Annotated in this window: 21 protein-coding genes; 17 read left to right on the top strand and 4 right to left on the bottom strand. The window is 53.8% G+C overall.

The features are described 5' to 3' along the window. The first annotated feature begins 67 nt into the window (after positions 1–67). Positions 68–1,513, top strand: a complete 1,446-nt coding sequence (gene tldD, locus LC431_RS17720; protein WP_013577285.1) for a metalloprotease TldD — start codon at positions 68–70, stop codon at positions 1,511–1,513. 73 nt (positions 1,514–1,586) lie between these two features. On the opposite strand, the gene aaeR is transcribed toward tldD, so the two are convergent. Then, a complete protein-coding gene (aaeR, locus tag LC431_RS17715) occupies positions 1,587–2,525 on the bottom strand; it encodes an HTH-type transcriptional activator AaeR (protein WP_013577284.1) in 939 nt (312 codons plus the stop codon). Between the two features lie 273 nt (positions 2,526–2,798). Here aaeR and aaeX point away from each other — a divergent pair, with 273 nt between their 5' ends. The 3 genes from aaeX to aaeB are packed head-to-tail and all read left to right on the top strand — an operon-like array spanning position 2,799 to position 5,914. Continuing rightward, positions 2,799–3,002: a p-hydroxybenzoic acid efflux pump operon protein AaeX gene (gene aaeX / locus LC431_RS17710; protein WP_013577283.1), complete on the top strand. Its 204-nt coding sequence runs from the start codon at positions 2,799–2,801 to the stop codon at positions 3,000–3,002. A gap of 7 nt (positions 3,003–3,009) precedes the next feature. Next, on the top strand, positions 3,010–3,945 hold the full coding sequence (gene aaeA / locus LC431_RS17705) for a p-hydroxybenzoic acid efflux pump subunit AaeA (protein ID WP_013577282.1): 936 nt from the start codon (positions 3,010–3,012) through the stop codon (positions 3,943–3,945). A gap of 10 nt (positions 3,946–3,955) precedes the next feature. Continuing rightward, positions 3,956–5,914, top strand: coding sequence for a p-hydroxybenzoic acid efflux pump subunit AaeB (aaeB, locus tag LC431_RS17700; protein ID WP_112198487.1), 1,959 nt, complete (start codon positions 3,956–3,958; stop codon positions 5,912–5,914). 7 nt (positions 5,915–5,921) lie between these two features. Here aaeB and LC431_RS17695 read toward each other — a convergent pair whose 3' ends face one another. Continuing rightward, on the bottom strand, positions 5,922–6,503 hold the full coding sequence (locus LC431_RS17695; RefSeq protein ID WP_217244656.1) for a maltose acetyltransferase domain-containing protein: 582 nt from the start codon (positions 6,501–6,503) through the stop codon (positions 5,922–5,924). Positions 6,504–6,688: 185 nt separating this feature from the next. Here LC431_RS17695 and LC431_RS17690 point away from each other — a divergent pair, with 185 nt between their 5' ends. From LC431_RS17690 to LC431_RS17680, 3 genes are all read left to right on the top strand, one after another. Further along, positions 6,689–8,149, top strand: a complete 1,461-nt coding sequence (locus LC431_RS17690; RefSeq protein ID WP_013577279.1) for an NAD-dependent succinate-semialdehyde dehydrogenase — start codon at positions 6,689–6,691, stop codon at positions 8,147–8,149. Positions 8,150–8,226: 77 nt separating this feature from the next. Beyond that, positions 8,227–8,673 (top strand): ribonuclease domain-containing protein, encoded by a 447-nt coding sequence (locus LC431_RS17685; RefSeq protein WP_121019663.1) that lies wholly within the window; start codon positions 8,227–8,229, stop codon positions 8,671–8,673. A 5-nt stretch (positions 8,674–8,678) separates the two neighbouring features. Continuing rightward, on the top strand, positions 8,679–8,972 hold the full coding sequence (locus LC431_RS17680) for a barstar family protein (RefSeq protein WP_013577277.1): 294 nt from the start codon (positions 8,679–8,681) through the stop codon (positions 8,970–8,972). 52 nt (positions 8,973–9,024) lie between these two features. On the opposite strand, the gene yjgA is transcribed toward LC431_RS17680, so the two are convergent. Next, a complete protein-coding gene (yjgA, locus tag LC431_RS17675; RefSeq protein ID WP_013577276.1) occupies positions 9,025–9,576 on the bottom strand; it encodes a ribosome biogenesis factor YjgA in 552 nt (183 codons plus the stop codon). Positions 9,577–9,803: 227 nt separating this feature from the next. On the opposite strand from yjgA, the gene pmbA reads away from it, so the two are divergent. Then, the gene (pmbA, locus tag LC431_RS17670; RefSeq protein WP_015690526.1) at positions 9,804–11,144 is read left to right on the top strand and encodes a metalloprotease PmbA; all 1,341 of its coding nucleotides are present in this window, start codon (positions 9,804–9,806) and stop codon (positions 11,142–11,144) included. A gap of 147 nt (positions 11,145–11,291) precedes the next feature. Next, positions 11,292–11,678: a cytochrome b562 gene (gene cybC, locus LC431_RS17665; protein ID WP_013577274.1), complete on the top strand. Its 387-nt coding sequence runs from the start codon at positions 11,292–11,294 to the stop codon at positions 11,676–11,678. 453 nt (positions 11,679–12,131) lie between these two features. On the opposite strand, the gene rnk is transcribed toward cybC, so the two are convergent. Continuing rightward, the gene (gene rnk / locus LC431_RS17660; protein WP_112198098.1) at positions 12,132–12,542 is read right to left on the bottom strand and encodes a nucleoside diphosphate kinase regulator; all 411 of its coding nucleotides are present in this window, start codon (positions 12,540–12,542) and stop codon (positions 12,132–12,134) included. A gap of 399 nt (positions 12,543–12,941) precedes the next feature. Between rnk and LC431_RS17655 the strand changes: the two genes are divergently transcribed. From LC431_RS17655 to LC431_RS17620, 8 genes are all read left to right on the top strand, one after another. Beyond that, entirely contained in the window at positions 12,942–13,292 is a 351-nt protein-coding gene (locus tag LC431_RS17655; RefSeq protein ID WP_112198097.1) for a PRD domain-containing protein, read from the top strand. Between the two features lie 46 nt (positions 13,293–13,338). After that, a complete protein-coding gene (locus tag LC431_RS17650; protein WP_013577270.1) occupies positions 13,339–13,704 on the top strand; it encodes an SFCGS family glycine-rich protein in 366 nt (121 codons plus the stop codon). Next, positions 13,704–14,003 carry a DUF4312 family protein gene (locus LC431_RS17645; RefSeq protein ID WP_037035025.1) on the top strand — a complete coding sequence of 100 codons (300 nt, stop codon included), beginning with the start codon at positions 13,704–13,706 and terminating at the stop codon, positions 14,001–14,003. The genes LC431_RS17650 and LC431_RS17645 overlap by 1 nt, the downstream gene beginning before the upstream one ends. Positions 14,004–14,035: 32 nt before the next feature. Continuing rightward, positions 14,036–14,812 carry a DUF4311 domain-containing protein gene (locus LC431_RS17640; RefSeq protein ID WP_095924408.1) on the top strand — a complete coding sequence of 259 codons (777 nt, stop codon included), beginning with the start codon at positions 14,036–14,038 and terminating at the stop codon, positions 14,810–14,812. Between the two features lie 13 nt (positions 14,813–14,825). Continuing rightward, entirely contained in the window at positions 14,826–15,473 is a 648-nt protein-coding gene (locus tag LC431_RS17635) for a DUF4310 family protein (RefSeq protein WP_112198095.1), read from the top strand. A gap of 81 nt (positions 15,474–15,554) precedes the next feature. Continuing rightward, positions 15,555–16,688 (top strand): amidohydrolase/deacetylase family metallohydrolase, encoded by a 1,134-nt coding sequence (locus LC431_RS17630; protein ID WP_223510134.1) that lies wholly within the window; start codon positions 15,555–15,557, stop codon positions 16,686–16,688. Beyond that, entirely contained in the window at positions 16,678–17,805 is a 1,128-nt protein-coding gene (locus tag LC431_RS17625) for a DgaE family pyridoxal phosphate-dependent ammonia lyase (protein WP_013577265.1), read from the top strand. Before LC431_RS17630 ends, LC431_RS17625 begins: the two co-directional genes overlap by 11 nt. Further along, positions 17,802–18,542 (top strand): KDGP aldolase family protein, encoded by a 741-nt coding sequence (locus tag LC431_RS17620; protein WP_013577264.1) that lies wholly within the window; start codon positions 17,802–17,804, stop codon positions 18,540–18,542. The genes LC431_RS17625 and LC431_RS17620 overlap by 4 nt, the downstream gene beginning before the upstream one ends. Positions 18,543–18,627: the final 85 nt, after the last annotated feature.

Raw genomic sequence — 18,627 nt, 5'->3', positions numbered from 1 at the left:
CTGGCGTGCAGACTGTGTAGACCACAGTCTGCACGCCGGATTGTCGTCTAAAAGAGAGTGAACATCTATGAGTCTGGCCTTAGTCAGTGAGCAGTTACTAACTGCTAATAATCTGAGTCATCAGGATCTGTTTTCCATTTTGGGCCAGTTGTCTGAACGTCGTCTTGATTATGCCGATCTCTTTTTCCAGTCCAGTTTCCATGAAAGCTGGGTGATCGAAGACAGCATCATCAAAGACGGTTCTTACAATATCGATCAGGGCGTCGGTGTTCGTGCGGTAAGCGGTGAAAAAACCGGTTTTGCTTATGCTGACCAAATCACGCTGAATGCCCTGAACCTGAGTGCAACAGCTGCCCGCAGCATTGTCCGCGACCAGGGCAATGGCAAAGCGCATACGCTGGGCGAAATTGCCTATAAATCTCTTTATTCTCCGCTGGATCCGCTGCAAAGCCTGTCACGCGAAGCAAAAATCGAACTGCTACACCGCGTCGACAAAATTGCCCGTGCGGCCGATAAGCGCGTGCAGGAAGTCAGTGCCAGCATCACCGGCGTGTATGAAAACATCCTGGTGGCAGCCACCGACGGCACGCTGGCGGCAGACATTCGCCCGCTGGTGCGTCTGTCCGTGAGCGTTCTGGTTGAACAGGATGGACGTCGTGAGCGTGGCTCAAGTGGCGGCGGCGGTCGTGTTGGTTATGACTACTTCCTCGAAACCGTTAACGGTGAAGTGCGTGCGGAAGCTTTTGCCCGTGATGCCGTGCGTATGGCGTTGCTGAATCTGACGGCAGTCGCCGCCCCGGCAGGTGGCATGCCGGTGGTGCTGGGCGCAGGCTGGCCAGGCGTGCTGTTACATGAGGCGGTAGGCCACGGTCTGGAAGGTGACTTCAACCGTCGCGGAACCTCTGTATTTAGCGGTCAGATGGGCAAACGGGTGGCTTCTGAACTGTGTACCGTAGTGGACGACGGCACCCTGCCGGGTCTGCGCGGTTCACTGGCGATTGACGACGAAGGTGTGCCGGGGCAGTACAACGTGCTGATCGAAAACGGCGTGCTGAAAGGCTACATGCAAGACAAACTGAATGCGCGCCTGATGGGCGTTGCGCCGACCGGTAACGGCCGCCGCGAATCTTACGCACATCTGCCGATGCCGCGTATGACCAACACCTATATGCTGGCCGGGAAATCAACGCCGGAAGACATTATCAGTAGCGTAGAATTTGGCCTGTATGCGCCAAACTTCGGCGGCGGTCAGGTGGATATCACCTCGGGTAAATTCGTGTTCTCTACCTCCGAAGCTTATCTGATCGAAAAAGGCCGCATCACCAAACCGGTGAAAGGCGCGACGCTGATCGGCTCGGGCATTGAAGCGATGCAACAGATTTCCATGGTCGGCAACGATCTGGCGCTCGATAAAGGCGTCGGTGTGTGTGGTAAAGAAGGCCAGAGCCTGCCGGTCGGGGTCGGTCAGCCTACCCTGAAACTGGATAATCTCACCGTCGGCGGCACTGCGTAGCAGAAGATTATTTCGGTGTTATCCCTCCCCTTTCACAAGGGGAGGTCAGGTGGGTTTTTGGTTTGATACGAACTCAATTCCACTGAGTCACTTTCTTGCCCTGCCGGTATCCCTGATACACCTTGCTTACCCGTTTGAAATAATCCGTCAGATAATCAATACAGACCTGCACTTTCAGCGGCAGTTTGTCCTTTTCAGTATACAGCGCGTAAACCGGGCGCGGATCGGACTGATAGCGCCTGAACAGAATCTCCACCTCACCGGCATTAATCTCCTCAATCACCCACATCAGCGGAACATACGCGATACCGACACCGGCTTTCAGCCAGCGGATCATGGTCTGCGAGTCGTTAGTCACGAAGCGGCCTTGCGGTGTAATACGCGTTGAAACACCTTCGGGGGCGATCAGTTCGAATTCACTGTCCGGGCGGACGCTGTATTCCAGCCAGGAGAAATTCACCATATCGGCGGGTTTCTCCGGCGTGCCGTGTTGTGCCAGATAACTGCGCGCCGCACACACCACCATCGGCATTGAGCCTAAGCGGGTGCAGAACAGGCTGGAATCCTGCAACGCGCCGACGCGGATCACCACGTCCAGTCCGTCAGCGATCAGGTCCGGTGCCGGAATGCCAGTCACCAGATTCACCGTCAGACCGGGGTATTCGGTGAGCATTTCCGCAGTCATCGCGGCAAGAACATTTTGTGCCATCGTCGATGAACTGCCGATGCGTAATGTTCCGGTCGGGGTGTTGTTGAAGGCATACAATTGTTCATGCACTTCACGTACGTCGTGCAACATTTTCCGGCAACCCTGATAATAAAGTTTACCGGCTTCTGTCAGACCGATGCTGCGGGTGCTACGGTTTAGTAATTTGATTTGTAAGTCATTTTCCAGCTTTGAAATCGTCTGGCTGATGGCAGAAACGCTCATGTCGAGGCGTCGTGCGGCCGCCGTGAAGGAGCCGCTTTCCACGACCTGAGCAAAGATCGACATGCGTTTTAATCGGTCCATTGTTAACTCTGGCTTAAAAGTGATTTAGATCACAGAACGTTGATCTGTTGATAATAAGCACGCTAATATACCCTTCCGGGCGATAAAGCTCAGGTTTCAGTTTTCCTGACATCATGCTTACCTTCGCACACTTCCCTGGCAACTCTGCAGCTTCATTGCTCTGCTCCCGTTGAATTATTTTCTCCGGGGTCGCGTGCCGTTGCCTAAAATAACGAATAATGCGTGCGCGGGACGATATGTGTTTGTCCGTCGTAATAATGTAAGGAATTTTTGATGAGTTTGCTTCCGGTAATGGTGATTTTCGGATTGTCGTTTCCTCCGGTGTTTTTTGAAATATTGTTGGCGCTGGTGGTGTTTTTCCTGCTGCGGCGCATATTGCAACCCACCGGAATTTATGATTTTGTCTGGCACCCGGCATTGTTCAACACAGCGTTGTACTGCTGTCTTTTCTACCTGATCTCCTGCATGTTCGTCTGAGGGCGTTGTGAAAAATTTCTCCATAAAAATAATACGTTACACAATAACGTTGATTCTTGTCGTGCTGGCTGTCATCGCAATCTTCAAAGCCTGGGCGTTCTATACAGAATCTCCATGGACCCGTGATGCCAAGTTTACCGCTGACGTTGTGTCCATCGCGCCCGATGTCACCGGTCTGATTACCGATGTGCCAGTAACGGATAACCAACTGGTGAAAAAAGGCCAGGTACTGTTCAAAATTGACCAGCCGCGCTACCAGCAGGCGCTGGACGAAGCGAGTGCTGACGTCGCGTATTACCAGGCGCTGGCTTCTGAGAAAAAGCGCGAGGCCGGACGTCGTGTGAAACTGGGCGTACAGGCCATGTCGCAGGAAGAAATCGATCAGGCCAATAACGTGCTGCAAACCGCTGAACATCAGCTGGCGAAAGCGCAGGCTGCACGGGATCTGGCGGTGCTGGATCTGGAACGTACCGTGGTTGTCGCACCTGCTGATGGCTGGGTGACTAACCTGACCGTTCATCCGGGCAACTACATTAACCGGGGTTCGACTGCCGTGGCGCTGGTGAAGAAAAATTCCTTCTACATTCTGGCGTATCTGGAAGAAACCAAACTGCCGGGGCTGAAAAAAGGGGATCGTGCGGAAATCACGCCGCTCGGCAGCAACCGTATTATGCACGGTACGGTCGACAGCGTAGCGGCGGCGGTGACGAACAGCTCCTCTTCTGCGGCGACCAACGGTCTGGCGACCATCGACAGCAACCTTGAATGGGTGCGTCTGGCGCAGCGTGTGCCAGTGAAAATTCTGCTTGATGACAAAGACCAGCAACATCCTTATCCGGCAGGTACCACGGCGACGGTCGTGATTACCGGCAGCCATGACCGTAAACAAGATGAAGGATCCCCGTTCCTTCGCCTCCTGCACCGTCTGAGAGAGTTTGGTTAAGGCCGGAAAGATGAATAGCGTACTTATCCCGCGCGTGCGTTTTGCCTGTAAGCTGACGTTCGCGATCCTCGGCGCACTGGTTCTCGGGTTCTATCTGCAACTCGAAACCCCGCGCTGGTCGGCCATGACTGCCGCGATCGTAACGTCGGGACCTGCGCTGGCGGCGGGTGGCGAACCCTTTGCCGGTGCTATTCGTCATCGTGGTTTTCTGCGGGTTATCGGCACCTTTATCGGCTGTATCGCGGCGCTGGTGATCGTGATTGCTACCGCCCGCGCACCGGTCGTTATGCTGCTGTTATGCTGCATCTGGGCGGGCGTGTGCACCTGGTGGTCATCGCTGGTTCGTATCGAGAACTCGTATGCGCTGGGTCTGGCTGGTTATACCGCGCTGATTATCGTGGTGACTTCCGCCAGCTCGCCTTTGCAAACTCCGCAGTTTGCGGTTGAGCGTTGCAGTGAAATCGTTATCGGGATTTGCTGCGCTATCGTCGCTGACCTGTTGTTCTCCCCCCGTTCCATCAAAAAAGATATTGACCGTGCCGTCAGTCAGCTGATGTTGGATCAGTTTGCGCTGATGCGGATTTGCGTGAATAGCGGGACGAAGGAAGAAATCGATAAGTCCTGGAATAACCTGGTGAAAAGCACGACCGCGCTGAACGGGATGCGCGGCAGTCTGATGATGGAGTCGTCGCGCTGGCAGCGGTGTAATCGGCGCCTGAAAGCGCTGCACAGCACCTCGCTGAGCATGATCACCCAGGCGTGCGAAACCTATCTGATTATGCAAAGCTCTCCGGAACGGGTCTCGCCTGAACTGAAAGCATTGTTTGCTGAACCCGCTGAAAACGTGGCGGATGTGCATCGCAGACTGAAACAATTACGCCAGATGATTACCGGCATGCACAGCGACAACGTACTGATGACGGTCAGCGCCTGGACCGGCGCCGGAACCCGTGCGCTGTTGCTGATGAAAGGCATCCAGACCAACAGCAGTATCAGCACCATTGAAAGCGGGGTGCTCGATGGCGAAGTGGTGGTGCGGCCTGTTTCAGCAGAACGTCACCATGCGCTGGTCAACGGCCTGAGAACCTTCACGGCGACAACCATCGGCTGCCTGATGTGGCTGTGGACCGGCTGGACGTCAGCCAGTGGTTGCGTGATTATCATCGCAGTGGTGACTTCGCTGGCGATGCGTACGCCGAACCCGAAAGGCATGGCGATGGATTTCATTATCGGCATGTTGCTGGCGATTCCGGTCGGCTCGATGATGTTTATGCTGATCATGCCCGCAACGCAGCAGAGCCTGTTCCTGCTGTGTCTGATGCTGGGGATCTTCACCTTCTTTATCGGTATCGAAGTGACCAAGCGCCGTCTCGGTATGCTCGGATTGCTGGCAGGCACCATTAATATTCTGGTGCTCAGCAATCCGATGGTTTTTAACGTCACGTCGTTTCTGGATAACGCGATGGGGCAGGCGATCGGTACGGTGATCGCGATGGCGGTGTTGCTGATTGTGCGCGACAAGTCTCGCGAGAAAACCGGGCGTACGCTGCTTAACCGCTTTATGAGCAGCGCGGTATCGGCGCTGACCACCAAAGCGTACCGGCGTCGTGAAAACCATCTTCCGGCGCTTTATCATCAGCTGAACCAGTTGCTGGTGATGTTCCCGAACGATATTGGTAAATACCGTCTGGCGCTGATGCTGATTATCGCGCACCAGCGCATGAAACTGGCAGAAGTGCCGGTGAATGATGAGCTGTCGGCATTCCACAAGAAAATCCGTAATACGGCCGATCACGTGGTCTCTGCTTCAGGTGAAGGCAAGCGCACCTATTATTATCAGCGGTTACTGAAAGAGCTGGGTGAGTATCAGGAGAAACTGGTCGAGTACGACGCACCACTGAAAGTGACCGAGCCGGTAAGGCGCCTCACTGACATGCTGCAACGTTATCAGCACGCGTTCCTGGCCTGACCGGCGGCTATTTCAGGAAAGCCTCACGGTCGCTGGCGGTGATCGGACGTAATACGCGGCAGGGTACACCTGCCGCGACCACATCCGGGGGAATGGATTTGGTCACCACACTGCCAGCCCCAATCACGCTGTTACGTCCAATCGTCACACCCGGATTGACTATCACGCCGGTGCCCAGCCAGACATTATCTTCAATGACAATCGGCAGCGAGAATTGCTGTCCGGTGATGCGGATGTCAGGATCGATGGGATGTCCGGCGGTGGCGAGCGTGACGTTCGGTGCGATCATCACGTTATTGCCAATGGTCACGGTGGCGTCATCCACCACCGTGAGATTGAAGTTAGCGTAAAAGTGGTTGCCGATATGAATATGGGTGCCATACGCGACGCGCAGCGGCGGCTCAATCCAGCCGTTCTCGCCCAGGCTACCCATCATGTCTTTCAGCATCCGCTGGCGTTTTTCTTCTTCTGACGGACGGGTCAGGTTGTAATCGTACACCCGCTCTTTTCCGGCGCGGCGTTCCTCCGGCAATCCTTCGCCCATGTCCGTATACAGCTCACCCTTATTCATCTTTTCGCGCGTCGACATGCCTTCTTCCTTTGTAAAAATGGGGTGGGGTTCACCGCAGTTTACTGAGGGATGCGGAAACTGTGAACGTATGACAATTCACTTTGCGATCTGTGTCTCTCAGTGCTGTCTGACAGACGCTTCTGCTCAAGCCGCTATACTTACCTGATAGATCGCTTAAAACGGCATAAATCAGGAGGATCCTCATGTCAGCCCAACCTCATAAACTCTCCACGCATCCATTATTTAAGACCGGCTATTTTGCCGGTGGTAAATGGCTTAAAGCCAAAGAAACCTTTGATGTGCTGGATCCGGCAACCGGCGATGTGGTCGCCAAAGTCGCCAAAGCCGGTAAAGCAGAAACAGAAGCCGCGGTGAAGGCAGCAAGTGACGCATTCCCCGAATGGCGCAAAACCACTGCGAAAGCGCGTTCTGAAATCTTGCATCGCTGGTATGAACTGATGCTGGAAAATAAGCAGTTTCTGGGTGAGCTGATGGTTGCCGAGCAGGGCAAACCGCTGAAAGAGGCACTGGGCGAAGTCGATTACGCCGCCAGCTACCTGCAATGGTTCAGCGAAGAAGCCAAACGCGCTAACGGAGAAATCATTCCTCCGGCCAAATCCGGCTCACGCATTCTGGCGACCCGCGAACCGGTCGGCGTGGTGGCGGCCATCACGCCGTGGAATTTCCCGCTGGCGATGCTCACCCGTAAACTGGGTCCGGCGCTGGCGGCAGGGTGTACCGGTCTCATCAAACCGGCCAGTAACACGCCGCTGTCGGCGTTCGCCTTGTTGCAACTGGCGCAGGATGCCGGGGTTCCGGACGGTGTGATCAATGGCGTGGCCGGTGACACCGGTGCCATCAGCGACGTGATTATGACCAGCAATGCGGTACGTAAAGTCTCCTTTACCGGCTCGACGGAAATCGGCAAAACGCTGGTGCGTAACAGCGCCGACACCATGAAAAAGGTGTCGATGGAACTGGGTGGCAATGCGCCGTATATCGTGTTTGACGATGCCGACATTGAGGCGGCGGTGAAGGGCGCGATCACTTGTAAATTCCGCAATACCGGCCAGGTCTGCGTGTGCATCAATCGTATTTATGTGCAGGAGGGCGTGTACGAGGCGTTTACCTCGCGGCTGGTGGAAGAAGTACGCAAGCTGAAAGTCGGCAACGGCATGGACGAAGGCGTCATTGTCGGGCCGCTGATTGATATCAAAGGACTGGAGAAAGTTGAAGAGCACGTCAAGGACGCGCTGGAGAAAGGCGGACGCCTGATGGAGGGCGGACAGCGCCACAAACTCGGTGGCAACTTCTTCCAGCCGACGGTCATTATTGATGCCACTGATGACATGAAAGTGGCGCATGAAGAAACCTTCGGTCCGCTGGCGGCCTGTTTCCGTTTCAAAACGGAAGAGGAAGTGATTAAACGCGCCAACGACACACCTTTCGGGCTGGCAGCGTATTTCTATAGCCAGAATCTTCAACGTATTTTCCGGGTCGCGGATGCTATTGAGAGCGGGATGATTGGCATTAATGAATGTGCGATTTCCAACGAAGCCGCGCCATTTGGCGGCGTAAAAGAATCCGGCCTTGGACGTGAAGGTTCGGTGCTGGGGCTGGAAGAATATTTGCAGGTGAAAACGCTGCATTTAGGGAATCTTTAAGTCAGCTTTCCAGAAGTTACTTTTTAAGAAACAATAAACAGAAACAGTTTCATTCCGGCTCAACACAAAGGACGTCAATGAAGGCATTTAACGGGCGGTGTGTGCGCAATCTGATGATGGCCGCCGTGTTTTTCGGGCTGTGCGGTGTCGCGGGGCAGGTTGTCGCGAAAACGACATATAATCAGGGCACAATAGTTCCGGGCACCGATGAACAAACGGTGATCGGCTATTTACGCCAGAACCATAAATTGCCTGAAAATTACATCACCAAGAAAAAGGCGCGGGAAGCCGGCTGGGATGCCCGTTTCGGGAATTTATGTGATGTATTGCCGGGCAAAGCCATCGGTGGTGACCGCTTCTCAAACCGGGAAGGACGTTTACCTTCGGCGTACAAAAGGGTGTGGCGCGAAGCGGATATTAACTATCGCTGCGGGCGTCGCGGTGCTGACCGCGTGTTGTTTGCCAGCGACGGGCTGATTTATGTCAGTAAAGACCATTATCAGAACTTCGTTCGGGTGGAGTGATGTCGATGAATAAAGTGAGCTTCGATTTTAATCACATCCCGGATTTACCCGCATTCTACCGCGAGTTTGTCCGTCAGTTTGCACTGACTGACAGCTTCGGCGCGAATCTGGACGCACTCTGGGATGAGGTAACGGGCGGGATTGCACTGCCGGTTGAGATAGATTTCATTAATCTGAATGCCAGCCGTAAACGCCGTTTCGGCGCACTGATTCTGTTGTTTGAAGAAGCGGAGGAAGAACTGGAAGGCGAGTTGCGGCTGAATCTGCTGGAGAAACCCGCAGTAAAGGCTAAAGGCTGAAAAGAAAAAACCCGCCATTTTCTGTTAAGTAAAAAGGCGGGTTTTTGTTTTTTTATTCCTGACCTTCAGCCAGTTCGCGCAGATACTGAAAAATCTGGCGGTAAGATTTCGGCGGCTTGTTAGTGGCTTTCTCTTTCTGTGCGTTACGGATCAGTGCGCGCAGTTGCTGGCGATCGGCTTCAGGATACAATTCCAGTACCGGCGGGATCGCATCATCACCTTCTTCAACCAGACGGTCACGCAGCATTTCCAGTTTATGGAACAGCGAAATCTGCTGGTTATGGCGGTTTTTCAGCTTATCCAGCGCGGTCTGGATCGGTTCAACATCGCGGGAACGCAGCATTTTACCGATCAGCTGTAACTGGCGGCGGCGGCCTTCTTTCTTGATCTTCTGCGCTAAGTCGATCGCTGCGCGCAGATCGTCGTCCAGCGGCAGTTTGTCCAGCGAGTTTTTACCCAGTTCAACCATTTCTGCACCGAGATCTTTCAGCGCCTCGGCGTCACGTTTAATTTCACTTTTACTGACCCAGATGATTTCTTCATCATCTTCGTTCTCGTTGGTTTCGGGAACGTCGTCGTGCCAGTCGTCAATTTTCTTTGTCATGGGCGCTTCCTCTTAACGAGGTAATCCTGTCAGTTTGATTGTGCTTTATTGCTTTGGCGGCATTATGCAGGGTTATGCCGCATACATCCATGTTCTGTTGCAACTTTGGGCATAACAACGCCGGAGTGAATGCGAAATTGTGGCGAGTCTCTGTTAGACTCAAAGATAAGAGTTTCTGTATATCAGTGTAGAACAATCCCTTTTATCTCATAAGCGATGGCATGCCGATGAACGTAGTGAATCAAGTAGCGCAGCAGCGTAAGACTCTGGAACAGGCCGTATCTCAGGCACTGGAACTGGCGAAAGCCGGTTCAGATGCTGCAGAAGTGGCGGTCAGCAAAACCACCGGTATCGGCGTCAGCACCCGTTTTGGCGAAGTCGAGAATGTGGAATTCAACAGCGACGGCGCACTGGGCATCACCGTTTATTATCAGAACCGTAAAGGCAGTGCGTCTTCCACCGATTTAAGCCCGGACGCTATTTCCCGCACCGTGCAGGCGGCGCTGGATATTGCCCGTTACACGTCGCCGGATCCGTTCGCGGGCGTGGCCGATAAAGAGATGCTGGCGTTCGATGCGCCGGACCTGGATTTATTCCACCCGGAAGAGCTGGATCCGGATCGCAGCATCGAACTGGCCGCACGTGCTGAACAGGCGGCGTTGCAGGCTGACAAGCGTATCACCAATACCGAAGGTGGCAGTTTCAACAGCCATTACGGTATCCGCGTTTTCGGTAACAGCCATGGCATGTTGCAAAGCTATTGCTCGACGCGTCATTCGATTTCCGCCTCAGTGATTGCCGAACACGAAGGCGACATGGAGCGCGATTACGCCTACTCCATCGCCCGTAAAATGAGCGATCTGAAAGACCCTGAATGGGTCGGCGCAGAGTGCGCCCGCCGCACCTTGTCACGTCTGGCGCCGCGCAAATTACCGACCATGCAGGCCCCGGTATTGTTCGCTTCTGAAGTGGCGACCGGCCTGTTCGGGCATCTGGTGGGGGCGATCAGCGGTGGCAGCATTTACCGTAAATCGTCTTTCCTGCTCGACAGCCTCGGCAAGCAAATTTTGCCGGAGTGGCTGACCATTGAAGAACATCCGCACCTGTTGCAGGGGCTGGCTTCCACGCCATTCGACAGCGAAGGTGTGCGCACCGAGCGTCGTGATATCGTCAAAGATGGCGTGCTGCAAAACTGGCTGATGACCTGCTATTCCGCGCGTAAGCTCGGTCTGCAAACCACTGGTCACGCGGGCGGCATTCACAACTGGCGCATCGCCGGTCAGGGCGATGATTTCGCCGGAATGCTGCGTAAGCTCGATAAAGGCCTGGTCGTCACCGAACTGATGGGGCAGGGCGTCAGCGGTGTTACCGGCGATTACTCCCGTGGCGCGGCAGGTTTCTGGGTCGAGAATGGCGAGATCCAGTATCCGGTAAGCGAAATCACCATTGCCGGTAATCTGAAAGACATGTGGCGCAATATGGTCGCCATTGGCAGCGATATCGAAACCCGCAGCAATATCCAGTGCGGTTCCGTGCTGTTACCGGCAATGAAAATCGCTGGCGAATAACCCTCCTTAAAGCAGCTGTCGCCCGATCGCTGCTTTAATTCTTTACAAAAAATTCATCCCGTTTTTCTCTCTCTCAGCCTATTTTTATAAAGCCTTACAAGCAATGTCGTTTTATCTAATAAACAAATAACAATAGAGAGATAGTTCATGCGTAAACAACTGATGGCGTTAGCGGTGATAGCCATGCTCGGCAGCAGCACGGCAGCACTGGCAGCAGATTTAGAAACGGACATGGATACAATTGCTGATAACTACGGCAAGGTGTTGAAAACCAGCGATCAGGCCGAACTGACCACCGGTCTGGCAAACATGAAAGCGGCTGCCGAGGACGCGAAAAAAGCCACACCACCGAAACTGAAAGGCAAAGCGCCGGACAGCCCTGAAATGCAGGATTACCACAAAGGGCTGGATACACTGATCGGCCAGATTGATAAGGCCTCCGCTTTAGCCAAAGCGGGCAAGGTCGATGAAGCGAAGAAAGAAGCTGAAGGGTTCAAGGCGACAAGGAATGAGAACCACAAGAAGTTTAAGTAAGCAGATGGCGGGTGTCTTGCTCCTCCCCTGCGAAGGGTAGGGAGTAAAACCCACATTATTTCATGGTGAGAAATAGCCGGAATTGACCGCTGTCTTGCTCCTCCCCCTGCGAAGGGGGAGGCGGGGAGGGGGTTTTAATGACAAAACCAATGTCAGTGCAAACTTTAACTTATTGATTCGCCATTAATACCCCACCCCAACCCTCCCCTTCGCAGGGGAGGGAGTAAAACCCACATTACTTCATGGTGAGAAATAGCCGGAATTGACCGCTGTCTTGCTCCTCCCCCTGCGAAGGGGGAGGCGGGGAGGGGGTTTTAAAGGCAAAACCAATGTCAGTGCAAACTTCAACTTATTGATTCGCCATTAATACCCCACCCCAACCCTCCCCTTCGCAGGGGAGGGAGTCGTTCAGCGCGTTGCCTCCCACCTTCGCAGAAAAAGGAGTTAACTGCCTTAACGTCTCAACTCCCCCGCCGCCTCCGGCTGAAACAACAATTCCAGCACTTCAATCCGGCTGTTCTCGCCATTTGGCATTTCCCACGTGATGCTTCCGCCTACGCGCAGCCCCAGCAGGGCGGCACCTAACGGCGCCATCACCGACAGTTGCTCGTTGCTGTCTTTGAGCGCAGCCGGATACACCAGCGTGCGGATGTGTTCTTCGCCGTCTTTACCTTCAGTAAAGCGAACCTTGCTGTTCATCGTCACTACGTCGGCAGGGATTTCCTCGGGCGGCAAAATCTCGGCGCGATCTAACTCGTCATTCAGTGCGTCGGCGACCGGGCTGCTGGCAAACGCCGGTTGCGCCAGCAGTGTGTCCAGGCGTTCTGCGTCAAGTTCATTGATGATCAGTGTCGGTTTACTCATAACATTCTCCATGGTTCCTTTTGCATCACCCGCTTCATGCGAGTGGGGTGCCGGTCGGCAAAAAATAACACCCCTGCGGGTAAGCGCAGGGGTGTCGGTAATTTGCATGTGTTCTTTGATACTAGGCACTCTTAAGCGGAAATGAAAGCGTTGTGAGGGAATTAATCCGCATTGCGAAAAATCCGATTACCAGTGTAATACGCTGCTACACCCTGCAATATTCAGTGATATGGCGACTTAACTTTTCGTTTTGCGAATTGGATCTGCTCAGCGCATCGTATTTCCACTTCGAACTGGAAAAAGACCCTCTACACAGGAAATCTTACCGGGGTTAGGGTAAAGACAGACGAAATACACGGCTGAAAATAGTGGGCCGGGCAAGGAGAGAGGTAACCGCGAGTGAATAACGCAAGCGCATCTGTGAATGGGACCGGGCGGATTGAATTGAAAGATGCTGCGGCGATAACAGAGCAAGTATTAAAAGATATTCAGACAATGCAAAGTGCGAAGAATATCTACACCACCGATGTTCAGTTGCAGATGTTAACGTCACACGTTAAAGCCATGGTATTACGCTCGATTACCGGTGAGCCGTTGCCTGAAGTCGAAAAAGAGTTATTTGATGAAATCTCTGCCGACTCCATGCAAATGGCAGAGGACGTGGTGAGCTGGTTCGGGAATTTACCGATTGAGGAAGCGTATTTGCTCTCGGTACATTTTGAAGTGGCCAGAGACAACGAGCCGAAATAATTTTTATTGAAATTTTAATGCATTAATTAATGTGGAGATGTGAATCATGGGACAAGTATTAGTTGTGATCGGCGACCGTTTAGGTAAAGGCCAGAAAGTGGCAGCAGGCGTGGAAGCGGCTGGCGGAAAAGCCATTGTTGTCCCCGGTATGGCGGCAGATATGAAACTCGGCGACGTGATGAAAGCAGAAGGCGCGACCTTTGGTATTTCTTTCTGCGGCAGTGGCGGTGCAGGTGCGATTACCGCACAAAACAAATACGGATATAAAGCGAAGTACGGGATGCGTTCAGTTGATGAAGGTGTCACGGCGATTAACGAAGGCTGTTTAGTATTAGGGTTCGGATTTATGGATAAAGAAGAACTGGGTCAGCGTCTGGTTGAAGCTTATAACAAGAAGTATGGTCAGGCGTAATGAAGCAACAATTAACCACGACAGTTCGGGTTGAAGGAAAGGGCGAAAATAAGGCTGCCGCCTTTTCTTCCGCACTGAGTCAGGTTCAGAGAACGGTTCTCAAATCGTCTGCCAATAATGTCTTACTGCGTATAGAACCGCAGGACGTCAGGATAATAAAGGCAGAAGAGTCAGTCAAAAGAGAAAAGTTTCTGTTCTTTTTTCTGGCCAGGGAAAGAAAGAGTTATTACGTGGCGTTAGACATTACCGTCAACCTGACTGTTATTAATACGGAACAGGTAGTTTTTGTCACGAAATAAAAACGTTAGCTATAAATGACAAGGATATACTGATGTTTTTAATTATTTTATTTAAGTCGCTTATTATCGGCGGACTGGTTGGCGTGGGCGTAGGTGCGGGGGCCGCACGTATGTTCCATGCACCCACCGTGCAAGGAATGGGGGCTTTTCGTACGCTTGGGGAATTAAACTCCTGTGAAGGCGATCCGGCTTCGCATTTCTCATTTGGTCTGGGCTTCTTCTTTAACGCCTGGGCTTCTTCCGTGGCGGCAGGTTCTTTCACCCAGGACGTTGACCACCGCATCATTCCCCACTGGGCAACCGCTGCCCTGATGTTTAAAAACCGCAATGTGGCTGAAACCCTGCATGACCCGCGCAAGATGGCGATTGCAGGCGGCATCATCGGCATGATTGTGGTCGCCTTCCTCAACACTACTGCGTCTGCGGTGCCTGCGGCGTTGCAGGTCACGGCAATCAAAGTGCTGGTGCCTGCGGCCAACCTGTTGGTGAACACCGTGATGCCGGTGATTTTCTGGCTGGCGGCGATCGATGCAGGACGTCGTTCCGGTTTCTGGGCCACTATTTTTGGTGGTCTGGCGCAGATGATCATGGGTAACGCCGTACCGGGTCTGGTGCTGGGTATCCTGATCGGTAAAGGCGTCGAAGAAAGCGGCTGGAACCACGTCACCAAAGTGATGATGGCGGCGATTATCGCGCTGTTCGTCCTCAGCGGTTTCTTCCGTGGCTTCGACGTCAAACTGTTGCAGTCATTCATGCTGGACGTCCCGACATGGCTGAACGGCATTCACAATTCACTCAGCGGCAAGTAAGAGGAACATGACAATGGAAGAACAAGCCAAACGTGGTTTCTGGTACGCCGAGTGGTCGTTCCCGATTTTTGTCGGACTGCTGTCTTCCGGTGTTTTCGCCGGGACACACATGTATTACCTGTACGGCATCGGTGCGTTTAACGAAGTGGCGTTTGTATCAATGCTGCGTTCCGGCATGGATACAGGCGTGTATGGCGCGGTGGCGGCCTTCGGTGCCAGCTTTCTGTTTGCCCGCATCATCGAAGGTTCGCTGGTCGGTATTCTCGATATCGGCGGTGCGATCCAGACCGGTATTGGCCTGGGCGTCCCGGCACTGTTGCTCGGCGCGGGGATTATCTTCCCGGTGGCGAACTTCGCGGCCTCGCTGGTAACCGGCCTGCTCCTCGGGTTAGCCGTCGGTTACATCATCATTCTGGCACGTAAATTCACCATCAATCAGAGCAATTCTACCTACGGCGCTGACGTGATGATGGGCGCGGGTAATGCCTCCGGCCGCTTCCTCGGGCCGTTGATTATCCTGTCGGCGATGGCGGCATCGATTCCTATCGGTCTGGGCTCGCTGATTGGCGCATTGGGTTTCTATCTGTGGCAAAAACCGATTACCGGTGGTGCCATTCTCGGCGCAATGGTGCTGGGCGCTGTCTTCCCGGTTTCACTGTAAGAACGCAGTAGTACAGAAGAAAAGCTGAAGTAAACGGGCGTCAGGAACACTCCTGATGCCCGAGATTATGGAGAACGTCGTATGTATGACTTAATCATCCGGCAGGCATTACGCGCAGACGGCAGCCTGACTGATATTGCAATTCGCGACGGCAAATTCGCCGCCATTGGCACGTTGCCCTGCGGTGCCACCGCCCGCCAGACTCTCGATCTTCAGGGCAAGGTTTACGCCAGCGCGGGATGGATCGACTCCCATGTTCACTGTTACCCCAAATCGCCGATTTATCATGACGAAGCCGATCTGATTGGTGTGGCCTGCGGTGTCACCACCGTGGCCGATGCGGGCAGTACCGGCGCGAATGATGTCGACGATTTCTATCAGATTACCCGTGAGGCGAAAACCAACGTCTACGCGTTTCTCAATATCGCCCGCACCGGCATTGTCACGCAGAACGAACTGGCGGATATGACCCAGATCGACAAGGTCGGCGTGCGTGACGCCATCGCGCGAAATCCCGGTTTTATCATTGGCATCAAAGCGCGCATGAGCAGCAGTGTGGTCGGCCAGAACGGCATTAAGCCACTGGTGCGCGCCAAAGAAATTCAGCAGGAAAACGATGACCTGCCCCTGATGGTGCATATCGGTAATAACCCGCCGAACCTCGACGAAATCGCAGATTTACTGACCTCTGGCGACATCATTACCCACTGCTATAACGGCAAGCCGAACCGCATTCTCTCGCCGGATGGCGTGCTGCGTGATTCCGTTAAGCGGGCGCTCAGCCGTGGCGTGCTGCTGGATGTCGGTCACGGCACCGCGAGTTTCAGCTTTGAAGTGGCAGAGCTGGCCATTAAGCAGGGCATTTTGCCGCACACCATCAGCTCCGATATTTATTGCCGCAATCGCCTCAACGGGCCGGTGCACAGCCTGGCGACCGTGATGTCGAAATTCTTCAGCGTCGGCATGACATTGCCGCAGGTGATTGATTGCGTTACATCGCATGCCGCTGATGCGCTGCGTCTTCCTGCCAAAGGTCGTCTGCAAATCGGTGCCGACGCCGATCTGACCCTGTTCGAACGCCGTCAGGCGCCGCAGGTGTTTATCGATTCCGAAGGACAGTCCGTGAAGGGCGAAAGTTTGCTGGTGCCTCTGGCCGCTGTGGTCGCGGGCGTCACTCTGTTAACCGAAGAAGGGAAATCTGCTCATGTCTTCTGAACAATCGCTGTATGAAAAGTACCAGTTAAAACAAGTCATTAATGCTTCCGGTCGTATGACAGCGCTGGGCGTTTCCACGCCGCGTGAAGAAGTCGCAGCAGTGGTGAATACCGGTCTGAATCATTACTTTGAGATGAAAGATCTGGTGAACAAAACCGGCGCTTACATCGCGAAACTGCTAAACGTCGAAAACGCGGTGGTGGTTTCCTGCGCTTCTGCCGGGATCGCGCAATCTGTGGCGGCGGTGATCGTCAAAGATGACGCCTGGCTGCTGGAAAACCTGCACGCCGCGCCACTGGAAATCCCGCACGATATCGTTCTGCCAAAAGGCCATAACGTGAATTTCGGTGCACCGGTCGCGACGATGGTGACGATGGGCGGTGGCAAGGTGGTAGAAGCCGGTTATGCCAACGAATGTTCTGCCGCACAACTCGCGGCCTGCATCACCCCGCGTACCGCTGCAATCATGTACATAAAATCGCACCACTCAGTGCAGAAAAGCATTTTGTCGGTCGCGGAAGCCGCTGAAGTGGCGCGTAAGCACAATGTGCCGCTGATCGTCGATGCCGCCGCGGAAGAAGATCTGACCTGTTATTACGAGATGGGTGCGGATCTGGTGATTTACAGTGGCGCGAAGGCCATCGAAGGGCCGACCAGCGGGCTGGTGCTCGGCAAAAAACAGTATGTCGAATGGGTAAAACTGCAATCGGGCGGGATTGGTCGTGCGATGAAAGTCGGCAAAGAAGGCATTCTTGGCCTGACGCAGGCCATCGAAAGCTATCTCACCTTGCCGAAAACCACCGGGCAGGAAATGGTCGACAAGATGACGCCATTTATCGCCAGCCTGAATGAAATCAGCGGTGTTACCGGACGCGTGGTCTGGGACAGCGCCGGACGTGATATCGCCCGTACGGAAATCACTTTCGATGAAGCGGTACTGGGCTGGAAAACCAAAGCCATTGTGGACGCCATGAAAAACGGCGATATCGCGATTTATTTCCGTGGCTACCGCGCCAACGAAGGCAAGATCGAAGTCGATGTGCGCAGCGTGACGCCGCCGCAGCTCACCATCGTCGCACAACGTTTTAAACAACTTTTCAGCGGAGACAAAGCATGAAGCTGACCCCAAATTTCTATCGTGACCGCGTGTGCCTGAATGTGCTGGCGGGCTCGAAAGACAATGCCCGTGATATCTATGAAGCGGCAGAAGGTCATGTACTGGTCGGTGTGCTTTCCAAAAATTATCCAGACGTCGCGAGTGCGGTGGCGGACATGAAAGAGTATGCCGCATTGATTGAAAACGCGTTGTCTGTCGGTTTAGGCGCGGGCGATCCGCGTCAGTCTCTGATGGTCAGCCAGATTTCAGCGCAGGTTCAGCCGCAGCACGTCAATCAGGTCTTTACCGGCGTCGGTACCAGCCGTGGAATGCTTGGGCAAAACGACAGCGTGGTCAACGGTCTGATTTCACCCACCGGTAAACCCGGCTTTGTGAAGATCAATACCGGACCGCTGAGTTCTGCTTCTGCGGACGCCATAGTGCCGGTGGAAACCGCCATTGCGCTGCTGAAAGATATGGGCGGCAGCTCGGTGAAATATTTCCCGATGGGTGGCCTGAAAACCCGTGATGAATTCGCTGCCGTGGCCCGTGCCTGTGCGGAACAGGATTTCTGGCTGGAGCCGACCGGCGGTATCGATTTAGAAAACTTCGAGCCGATTATGGAAATCGCGCTGGCGGCGGGCGTCACTAAAATCATCCCGCATATCTACAGCTCGATTATCGACAGCGCCACTGGTAACACACGTCCTGACGATGTGAAAACCCTGCTGGTCAGCGTCAAAAAGCTGGTGGGCTGAAGGTTCTGACCTTTCCTGCGCGGTAAGCCGTCCGGGCACACTGATGTTGTTACCGGATGGCAAATATATTTACGCAATCAATCAA

This window comes from Rahnella sp. GSA61A (genome assembly GCF_019969905.1).
GTDB lineage: Bacteria > Pseudomonadota > Gammaproteobacteria > Enterobacterales > Enterobacteriaceae > Rahnella > Rahnella aceris.
Note: the sequence above shows the minus strand (reverse complement) of the source record. Positions and strands in the feature narration are given on the sequence as shown.